Annotated in this window: 9 protein-coding genes; 6 read left to right on the top strand and 3 right to left on the bottom strand. The window is 68.5% G+C overall.

Annotated elements, in window-relative coordinates; all coding sequences use genetic code 11:
- The coding region (locus V7053_RS16345) for an MFS transporter (protein ID WP_334173332.1) at positions 1 to 606 on the bottom strand (606 nt) is incomplete at its 3' end.
- A 209-nt stretch (positions 607 to 815) separates the two neighbouring features.
- On the opposite strand from V7053_RS16345, the gene V7053_RS16340 reads away from it, so the two are divergent.
- The 4 genes from V7053_RS16340 to V7053_RS16325 are packed head-to-tail and all read left to right on the top strand — an operon-like array spanning position 816 to position 4727.
- The gene (locus tag V7053_RS16340; RefSeq protein WP_334173331.1) at positions 816 to 1640 is read left to right on the top strand and encodes a sugar phosphate isomerase/epimerase family protein; all 825 of its coding nucleotides are present in this window, start codon (positions 816 to 818) and stop codon (positions 1638 to 1640) included.
- A gap of 30 nt (positions 1641 to 1670) precedes the next feature.
- Positions 1671 to 2453 (top strand): SDR family NAD(P)-dependent oxidoreductase, encoded by a 783-nt coding sequence (locus tag V7053_RS16335; protein WP_334173330.1) that lies wholly within the window; start codon positions 1671 to 1673, stop codon positions 2451 to 2453.
- A gap of 1 nt (position 2454) precedes the next feature.
- Positions 2455 to 4227 (top strand): dihydroxyacetone kinase family protein, encoded by a 1773-nt coding sequence (locus tag V7053_RS16330; RefSeq protein ID WP_334173329.1) that lies wholly within the window; start codon positions 2455 to 2457, stop codon positions 4225 to 4227.
- A 32-nt stretch (positions 4228 to 4259) separates the two neighbouring features.
- The gene (locus tag V7053_RS16325; RefSeq protein WP_334173328.1) at positions 4260 to 4727 is read left to right on the top strand and encodes a ribose-5-phosphate isomerase; all 468 of its coding nucleotides are present in this window, start codon (positions 4260 to 4262) and stop codon (positions 4725 to 4727) included.
- 22 nt (positions 4728 to 4749) lie between these two features.
- On the opposite strand, the gene V7053_RS16320 is transcribed toward V7053_RS16325, so the two are convergent.
- Together V7053_RS16320 and V7053_RS16315 are read right to left on the bottom strand one after the other, a co-directional pair.
- Complete coding sequence (locus V7053_RS16320) at positions 4750 to 5595, bottom strand: NAD-dependent epimerase/dehydratase family protein (protein WP_334173327.1); 846 nt, start codon at positions 5593 to 5595, stop codon at positions 4750 to 4752.
- 146 nt (positions 5596 to 5741) lie between these two features.
- Positions 5742 to 6299 carry an NADPH-dependent FMN reductase gene (locus V7053_RS16315; RefSeq protein ID WP_334173326.1) on the bottom strand — a complete coding sequence of 186 codons (558 nt, stop codon included), beginning with the start codon at positions 6297 to 6299 and terminating at the stop codon, positions 5742 to 5744.
- 99 nt (positions 6300 to 6398) lie between these two features.
- Here V7053_RS16315 and V7053_RS16310 point away from each other — a divergent pair, with 99 nt between their 5' ends.
- Together V7053_RS16310 and V7053_RS16305 are read left to right on the top strand one after the other, a co-directional pair.
- Positions 6399 to 6986, top strand: coding sequence for a MarR family winged helix-turn-helix transcriptional regulator (locus tag V7053_RS16310; protein ID WP_334173325.1), 588 nt, complete (start codon positions 6399 to 6401; stop codon positions 6984 to 6986).
- A 9-nt stretch (positions 6987 to 6995) separates the two neighbouring features.
- Entirely contained in the window at positions 6996 to 8390 is a 1395-nt protein-coding gene (locus tag V7053_RS16305; RefSeq protein WP_334173324.1) for a DUF1731 domain-containing protein, read from the top strand.
- Positions 8391 to 8851: the final 461 nt, after the last annotated feature.

Raw genomic sequence — 8851 nt, 5'->3', positions numbered from 1 at the left:
GACGAGCACGATGCTCGCAAGGAACGGGACCCGCCAGGCCCAGGTTCCGCCGAGATGGACGCTGACAAGGAAGACGAGGTTGGCGAGAAGCAGCCCGACCGGGAAGCCCGACTGGACCATACCCGTGAACTTGCCCTTCCGCCTCCACGGGGCGTGCTCGTAAGCCATGAGGATCGCACCGCCCCATTCGGCGCCGAACGCGACGCCCTGGATGATGCGGACCGTCACGAGCAGTGCCGGAGCGAGCAGGCCGACCTGCGCATAGGTGGGCAGGAGGCCGATGGCGAACGTGGCGAGGCCCATGAAGATGAGCGACGCGACGAGCACAGGCTTGCGGCCGAGTCGGTCGCCGAGGTGGCCTCCGATGAAGCCGCCGAGGGGACGCGCAGCGAAGCCGACACCGAGGGTGGCGAAGGAGGCGAGGGTTCCGGTGAGCGCATCCGCTCCAGGGAAGAAGGCCTTGCCGAAATAGAGGGCTGCGGCAGTGCCGAAGCCGATGAAGTCGTAGGTTTCGATGACGGCCCCCACGGAGGAGCCGATCGCCACCCGGCGGGCGTCCGGGGTCCCGTGAATGGGCCCCCGGAGGGCCAGAGCCTCGTTGCTCATGAGTGTTCCTTCCACAAATCGACTGGCTTTCCTGCAGGCGGTTGCCGGGGAAATACGTCTGTCGACAGTTGACGTGCTCTCCAGTGTGCTCTCGCCCACATCGTGTTGTCAACCGTCAACCTAGAGAGTTGACTGTTAACAGTCGACTCCACTACCGTGGTGCAGGTCACTCCTCGTCACCCCCGCAATCTGCCCGGAAGGCCACGACGATGTTCCACTCCCGGCTTGGATGCTCCTCCATCAGCTTCCGCCACCAAGATCTCCCGACCGCGCTCAGCACGATGTCCGCGCTCGGCTTCAAGGAGATCGACCTCGGCGCCCTGCCGGGAGTCTGCGACCACGTGCCGTACACCTTGGATCGGGCGGCGGTCGCCGCGGTGTCCGAGGACATGGCAGAGAGTGGGCTTCGCGTGCGCTCGGTCAACGGCGACATCGGAGACCTCAATGTCCCATCGGAAGGCCAGGCTGTGACGGACCGACGGGAGCATCTTGACCGTCTGCTCGACCTCGCCGAGGCCGTCGGCGCGGAGGCGCTCGTTCTTCCGTGCGGCGCTCTGGACCACCGACCCGTCCGCACGCTGGAGGAGGATCTCGACCTCGTAGCCTCCGAACTCGCGTCCGCCGGCGAGGCAGCCGCCGAACGCGGGCTTGCGCTGTGGACGGAGTCCCTCCACGCCCTCCGCCTCTGCTGGAACCTCGAGCGGGCCCTCGCCCTCGCGGAACGTCTCGATGGGACTCGGGTCCGGCACGTCCTCGACTCGAGCCATGCCGTCGCCTCCGGCGGCGACTTCGGGCAGGCCGGACGCGCCCTTGGCAGCCGCATCGCCCACGTCCACCTCCGCGACGCCGTCCCCGGAGACATCCACCGGAGCATCGGTGCCGGAGAAGTCGGCTTCGAGGAAGGCCTCGCCGCGCTCCGGGAGCTCGGCTACACCGGCCACTTCACGCTCGAACTCGAGACCCGCGACGTCGAGCACAGCGAACGTCCCGCGGCCGCTGCCAAGGCAGCCGAACTCATCACGGCCCTCATCTAGCCCGACCACCAGCAAGAAAGAAGCACCGCCATGAGCACTACGAGCACTACTCAGCGCACCGCAATCCTCACCGGGGCCACCTCGGACCGGGGCATCGGACTCACGACCGCCCGCCGCTTCGCCCGCGACGGCTGGGGCGTCGTCATCCTCGACCTCGACGGCGAGAAGTCGGCGAAGGTCGCCCAGGAGGTCGCCAACGAGTTCAACGTCCCTGCCTTCGGCCACGAGGTCGACGTCGCCGACGAGGCTTCCGTCGCCGCGGCCCAGGCCGCCGTCAGCGCAGAGGTCGCAGCCGGCCGTCTTCCCGTGGTCGGGGCGCTCGCGAACATCGCGGGCATCACCTCCCCCGTTCCGTTCCTCGAGACCGATCTCGCGCTGTGGAACAAGGTCATGGCGGTCAACGCGACGGGCACCTACCTCGTCACCAAGGCCTTCCTCCCCGCGATGATCGAGGCAGGCTGGGGCCGTATCGTCAACATGTCCTCGGTCTCCGCGCAGCGGGGCGGCGGCGTCTTCGGACGGGTTCCCTACTCCTCTGCGAAGGCCGCGATCCTCGGATTCACCAAGGCCCTGGCCCGCGAGATCGCCCCCACGGGCATCACGGTGAACGCCATCACGCCCGGCGCCGTCGACACGAACATCCGCGTCGGCAGCACGGACGAGCAGGAGGCCGCGATCGCCCGCGACATCCCGCTCGGCCGGACGGCGAGCACCGAGGAGATCGCCGCCCTCATCGCGTGGCTTTCCTCCGAGGACGCCTCGTACCTCACGGGCACCACGGTGGACATCAACGGCGGCAGCCACATCCACTGACATGACCCACATTTCGAACGATCCAGCAGACTTCGCCGACGAGGCCCTTGCCGGATTCTGCGACCTCTACGCACCCCTCGTCAGGCAGGTAGAAGGCGGAGCTGTCCGCCGCTCGCGGGCCGGACGCCCGAAGGTCGCCGTCCTGCTGGGCGGCGGCTCGGGGCACTATCCGGCCTTCGCAGGCCTCATCGGAGCAGGCTTCGCGGATGGCGCCGTCGTCGGCAACATCTTCACGTCGCCTTCGGCCCGGCAGGCCGCGGCGGTAGCGCGAGAAGCGCATTCAGGAGCGGGCGTCGTCTTCGCGTACGGCAACTACGCGGGCGACGTCATGAACTTCGGTGTTGCGACAGAACGGCTGCGCAGCGAAGGAATCGACGCCGAGAACGTCATCGTCACCGACGACGTGGCGAGCGCACCACCCGCGGAGCGTGATCGCCGCCGCGGAATCGCGGGCGACTTCACGGTATTCAAGGTCATGGGAGCCGCCGCCGAGGAGGGCGCCGACCTGTCCGAGGTCGTGCGGCTCGGCCGCAAGGCAAACGACTTCACCCGCACCCTCGGAACGGCCTTCGCCGGCTGCACGTTCCCGGGCGCCGACCGCGCCCTCTTCTCCTTGCCTGAAGGCACAATGGGACTTGGCTTGGGCATCCACGGCGAGCCGGGACTCGACGACATCCCGCTTCCCAGTGCCGAAGAGATGGGGCGGACGCTCGTGGAGCGGGTTCTCGAGGAGCGTCCTGACGGTGCGGGCTTCCGCGTCGCCGTCATCCTCAACGGACTCGGCAGGACCAAGGCCGAAGAGCTCTTCGTCCTGTGGCGCACGGTCGCACCTCTCCTCCGTGAAAACGGCCTCGAGCCCGTGGCTCCCGAGGTGGGCGAACTGGTGACGAGCCTCGACATGGCGGGGGTTTCCCTCACGCTCATGTGGCTCGACGACGAACTCGAACGGCTCTGGCTCGCGCCGACCGAGACGCCGGCCTTTAGCCGGGGCCGCGTCAGCGTCGGTGCTTCGGGCACAGACCCCGTCAGCGCACCGGAACCGTCTCCTGCCGAGGAGGAGGGGCGGGCAGCCGTTCGAGCGAGCTCGCCCTCTGCAACCTCGTCATCCGCAACCGACGCCTCGCGCAGCTACGCAAGCTCCTGTCTCGAGGCCCTCACAGCAGCCCAGCGGACGCTGCACGAGCTCGAGCCACGCCTCGGAGCCCTCGACGCGATTGCGGGCGACGGCGATCATGGGCGAGGCATGGTCCGAGGCGTGGACGCGGCCGTGAGCGCGGCCCACGACGCCGCCGAGCGAGGAAGCGGCGCGGGAAGCCTCCTGGCTGAGGCGGGCGACGCATGGGCGGACAAGGCGGGCGGAACCTCGGGCGTCCTCTGGGGTGCCGGGCTCCGGGCCTGGGGACAGGCCTGGGGCGACGAGCGAGTCCCCGACGACGAGGCCGTCGTCACGGGGGTCGAGGCCTTCGCCGAGCGGATCCTCGCGCTGGGCGGCGCCCAAATCGGCGACAAGACCCTCGTCGACGCGCTCCTGCCCTTCGCCTCGGAGCTGAGGTCCGCCGTCGTCCGCGGTACCCCGCTGGCCCAAGCGTGGGCGAGCGCCGCCGGCGCGGCCGCGGCTGCAGCCCAGGGGACCGCAGAGCTTCGCCCCCAGAAGGGGCGCGCGCGCCCCCTCGCCGAGAAGAGCCTCGGCACCCCCGATCCGGGGGCCGTATCCCTCGCGGCGGTCTTTGCCGCCATGGGTGCTGCCTTCGACTCCCACGTCAGAGCCGTGTGAGGACGTCAGAGCTATCTAGGAGGAAACACGTCATGACAGGACTGCGAATCATCGTCGGCGCCGACGAGGCCGGTGTCGACTACAAGGACGCCGTTGCGGCCGATCTCAAAGCCGATGGGCGGGTTGCCGAGGTCATCGACATCGGTGTGAAGCGGGGCGACGACGACTTCACGAAGCCGTACCCGTACGTCGGGCTGGCCGCCGGTCAGCTGATCCGCGACGGTCTCGCCGACCGCGCCATCCTGTTCTGCGGCACGGGGATCGGGGTTGCGGTCGCGGCCAACAAGGTGGAGGGAGTCCGGGCAGCGACGGCCCACGACTCGTTCTCGGTCGAGCGCTCGGTGCTCTCCGACAACTGCCAAGTGCTGACCATGGGACAACGGGTCGTGGGCCTCGAGCTCGCCCGGCGGCTCGCCAGCGAGTGGGTTGGCTACACCTTCGATCCTGGCTCCGCCTCGGCGGAGAAGGTGAAAGTCCTCACCGACTACGAGGGCTGCTGATCGCCGGGGCCGCCTGGCGGCGTCACACCGTCTGCCGCCAGCCGTGCTGCGGCTCGTAGCCGAGGAGCCGACGTGCCTTCTCGATGCCCAGCATCGTCTCGTGCTCGCCGAGTTCCTTCGTCACCTTGACGTTCGGGAAGACCTCTGCGGCCAAGGACGCCGAGGAGCGACTCATGACAGTGTCGGCGGCGGCGATGATGTACGCCTCGAAACCGGGCCGGGCAGCCTCGAGCGCCTTCTCAACGGCCTGAGCCCCGTCGCGCGCGTCGATGTAGCCCCACAGGTTCCACTTACGCCCGCGCGGGTCGGCGTCGTACGACGGGAATTGCGCGTAATCCTCGGGCACCATGACGTTGGAGAAGCGGAAGGCGGAAACGCTCAGCTCCGGATTCCAACGGCACATCTGCCGCGCCATCTGCTCCTCAAGGTGTTTGACGAGCGAGTAGGTGCTCTCGGGCCGCGCCTCGTACTCCTCGTCCACTGGGATGTACGGGGGGTCGTTGTCGAAGGGCAGGCCGAGCACGGTCTCGCTCGACGCGTAGACGATTCGATTGATCCCGAGCTTCCGCGCCGCTTCGAAGATGCTGTACGTCGAGAGCATGTTGTTGCGGAAGGTCGCGGAGTCGGGAGCGAGGCCAGGGGCCGGGATCGCACCCAGATGAACGATTGCGTCAATGCCGTCGTAGCGATCGTCGACGCCGCCGAGCGCGTCGATCACCTGCCCATAGTCAGTGAGATCGGTCTGGATAAAGCCCGGTTCGCGGGCACCGACCCGGTCAAGGTTCCACACGTCGTGGCCAGCCGCTCGCAGATGGTCCAGGACCACGTGCCCGAGCTTGCCGCTGCCACCGGTCAAGGCGATCTTCATACCGCTCCCTCCGCTTGCAGATCAGATGCTCCCTGCCTATCAGACTCGGAGGCCTGCGTGAAGGTCGGACCACACACCGGACCGCGCCGCGGGCGGCCCCGGACCCCACCACGGAGCCGCCGCCTGCGAGCTGGGGATGAGCGAGATCAGGCGAGAGCGGCCTCGGAACGCACTGTTTCCAGTGCACGGGCCCACCGGACGACCTGATCGAAGACGGGGGCCACCGAGGAGGCCTGGAGCTCGCTTGGCGCGAACTTGCCGTCCTTGAAGTCGATGAAGAGCGAGAACATGCCCGTCTTCTGGACGTGTGCGACCTGCAGTTCGGAGAGGATGCCCCGGAGATGCTCGACGGCGCGGGCGCCGAAGGCCGAACCATAGGCGACGATGCCCGCCGCCTTGTCCGCGAGCTCGGGCTTGAGATAGCTCAACGCATTGGAGAGCGCCGGTGAGACCGAGTGGTTGTATTCGGGCGTCACGAAGATGAATCCGTCGAACTCGTCCATACGGGCGGAGAACTCCTTCGCAGACGCAAGCGCCTGCTCGTTCCCCGGCTCGCCGAGCAGGGGCAACCGGTAGTCTGCGATGTCGACTAGTTCGAATTCGGCGTCGTCCCTCTGCTGGCCGCGGGCCACAACCCACTCGGCCACCTGGCGGTTCTTGCGTCCGTCGCGGGTGCTGCCCGTGACGACGGCGATCTTGGTCACGCTTCCTCCTGATTGACGTATCAACAACTTTTGGATGATTCAGCTTTACACCCATAAGATTGATGCGTCAAGTTCATTGCACCAACTGGGGGCAGCATCATGGAGGCACACGTCACGTCCGCCGGTTCTGCCGCCATCGCTGGGGAGTCCGGCGACGGCGATCAGTCCGTCAACGAACGACGGTGGCTGGACGCGCGTGAGCGCGAGGTCTGGCTCGCCTTGCGGCACCTCCTCTGGAGCCTGCAACCCGCCGTCGACCGCCAGCTCCTGCGCGACTCGGGACTCTCGGGCCCCGAATACTCCGTGCTCGCGACGCTCTCGGAAGACCCGCAGGGGATGGTCCGGTCCGGAACCGCAGCCCGAATGCTCGGCTGGGGACGGAGCAGGCTCTCACACCTGCTCCGCCGGATGGAGGCCAAGGGACTGATCGCACGCTCCTGTTCGCCCGACGACGGCCGGGGCCAGGACATCGCCCTCACCCCGGCGGGACGCAATGCGATCGTCGAGGCGGCACCGGGGCACGTCGAGTTCGTCCGCAGCGTGGTCTTCGATCCGCTGACACCCGAGCAGCAGGATGCTCTGCGCGAGGCCTGCCGGCGGATCTCGACGGCCATCGAATCTTCGGGCACCTGCGAAGCAGTGTGCGACGGCGAGGCTTCAGACTGTGACGAGGGGCCCACGGCCTAGACTGGCCGGGTGACTTGGCACCGCACGGCATCGCAATGGTTCCGCCTCTCTGCAGAGCACCTGTGGGACGTCCTTGAGAGCGTAGAGCGGTGGCCGGAGTGGAACCCGGCCGTCGGACTCGCCGCCATTGAGGGCCCGATCCGCGAGGGGGCCGCCGGCCGCTACGCGCCGTCACACCGCGTGCTCGGACCGTTGCATCGACGAACCGCGCCCTCGTTCCGGGTCACTGCCTTCGAGGCAGGGCGGCGCCTCGCTCTCGAGCAACCGCAGCCGGGCGGCAGGCAGCTGATCGAGTGGACCCTCGAGGAGCGCGACGGCGGGACCCTCTTCACCCAGAGCGTGACGCTCGATGGTCCGCTGTCGCAGCAGTTCGGCCTCACCGCGGGCGAACCGATCGTCCGAGGCTTTCCGGCCCAGTGCGCGCGACTCTACCGCCTCGCCTCGCCTTCGCGCGACGGCAGTGGCGTCTCTGACGCGCTCACCGTCATTGCAGGCGGTACCGGCTTTCTGGGCACGCTCCTGGCAGCGGACCTCGTGTGCGACGGACGGCGCGTTGCCCTTCTGACTCGCAAAGCGCAGCCGTCGCCCTACGAGCAGCTCGTATGGGACGGCCGCAGTTCCGGAGCCTGGGGCGAGCGGCTCGGTCGGGAGTCAGAACTCGCCGTCGTCAATCTCGCGGGCGTGAGTCTCGACATGCCCGGCACCCCGGAGAACCTCGCCAAGCTCGAATCGTCGCGGACCGAGCCCACTCGGGCGCTCGTGGAGGCGAGCCGGTCCTGGGGCCGGCCCGTGGCCCGGTGGCTTCAGCAGAGCGCAGTGGGAATCTACGGCGACTCGGCAGACGAGTTCGACGAGCAGACCCCTCCCCCTGCCTCGGCGCCGGGGCTCGCCGCCGTCGTTCGGGCTTGGGAGGCCGCCGTCGACGGTGCGAACGCCGACCACCTCACGGTCTTTCGGACCGGCGTCGTGCTGGCGCGGGAAGCGGCCCTCCTGGACCGGCTCACGGCAATCGCGCGTCTCGGCGGCGGGGGTCCCCTCGGATCCGGCCAGCAGTGGTTCAGCTGGATCCATGCTGCGGACTGGGTGCGCGCCGCGCGTGCCAGCCTTGGGCTGCCGACGGCTCCCGGCGAGTCGCACGTCGAGGTGCCCGCCGGCGTCGTCAACGCGACGTCGCCCCACCCGATCCAGAATCGGGAGCTCATGGCGCATCTGCGCGAGTACGTTGGGGTGCCCGTCGGCATTCCAGCACCCGCCGCCCTCCTGCGCGTCGCCGCCGCCGTAATGCGTACGAACCCTGACCTCGCCCTCGACAGTGTGCGCGCAGTCCCAGCCGTGCTCCGCGAAGCTGGCTTCACCTTTCGATACCCACAGCTCGCGGGAGCCTTCCGGGAAATGGCTGCATAGCCCTGCATAGCCTTTCCACCTGCATGGCCTTCCCACCTGCATAGCCTTCCCAGGAGGGCGGCGGAGCAAAGGACGGCGTTGTTCTCGTCGCACAGTCCCGGCTAGAACGGTGGGGGCCGGTCTCCATTTACATGTCCTTCCGAAGGCGCGCCTTCGCACCCCGTTGTTGCCCCCGGGCGTCCCGCCGCGCGATCGCCTCGGGTTGGCGCTGCCTTCAGCACGCTGGCCGCGGGCACGCCGGCTTCTCGCAGTGCGGGTTCGGGCATCTCTGGTTCGGGCGCGGGTTCGGGAGCCCCGGTTTCGGGCAGGGTGGGTTCGGAGATGTAGCTGCGGCCCAGGGGCGAGGTCCATTGAAGCAGCCCGGCCTGCTCTGCTTGTGTCGGACCGGAACGGTCTGGACCTTTGCGTTGGTAGGTCCAGGCGCCGATGGATTTGAGTGCGTGGTGTCTTGGGCACAGTAG

Source organism: Sinomonas sp. (assembly GCF_036848755.1).
Taxonomy (GTDB): domain Bacteria; phylum Actinomycetota; class Actinomycetes; order Actinomycetales; family Micrococcaceae; genus Sinomonas.
This window is presented reverse-complemented; position numbering and strand designations above follow the sequence as displayed.

What these genes read in the sequence shown, in the direction of transcription:
- V7053_RS16340 (WP_334173331.1), top strand. Translation starts at nt 816, where the DNA reads ATGTTCCACTCCCGGCTTGGATGCTCCTCCATCAGCTTCCGCCACCAA.
- V7053_RS16335 (WP_334173330.1), top strand. Translation starts at nt 1,671, where the DNA reads ATGAGCACTACGAGCACTACTCAGCGCACCGCAATCCTCACCGGGGCC.
- V7053_RS16330 (WP_334173329.1), top strand. Translation starts at nt 2,455, where the DNA reads ATGACCCACATTTCGAACGATCCAGCAGACTTCGCCGACGAGGCCCTT.
- V7053_RS16325 (WP_334173328.1), top strand. Translation starts at nt 4,260, where the DNA reads ATGACAGGACTGCGAATCATCGTCGGCGCCGACGAGGCCGGTGTCGAC.
- V7053_RS16320 (WP_334173327.1), bottom strand. Translation starts at nt 5,595, where the DNA reads ATGAAGATCGCCTTGACCGGTGGCAGCGGCAAGCTCGGGCACGTGGTC.
- V7053_RS16310 (WP_334173325.1), top strand. Translation starts at nt 6,399, where the DNA reads ATGGAGGCACACGTCACGTCCGCCGGTTCTGCCGCCATCGCTGGGGAG.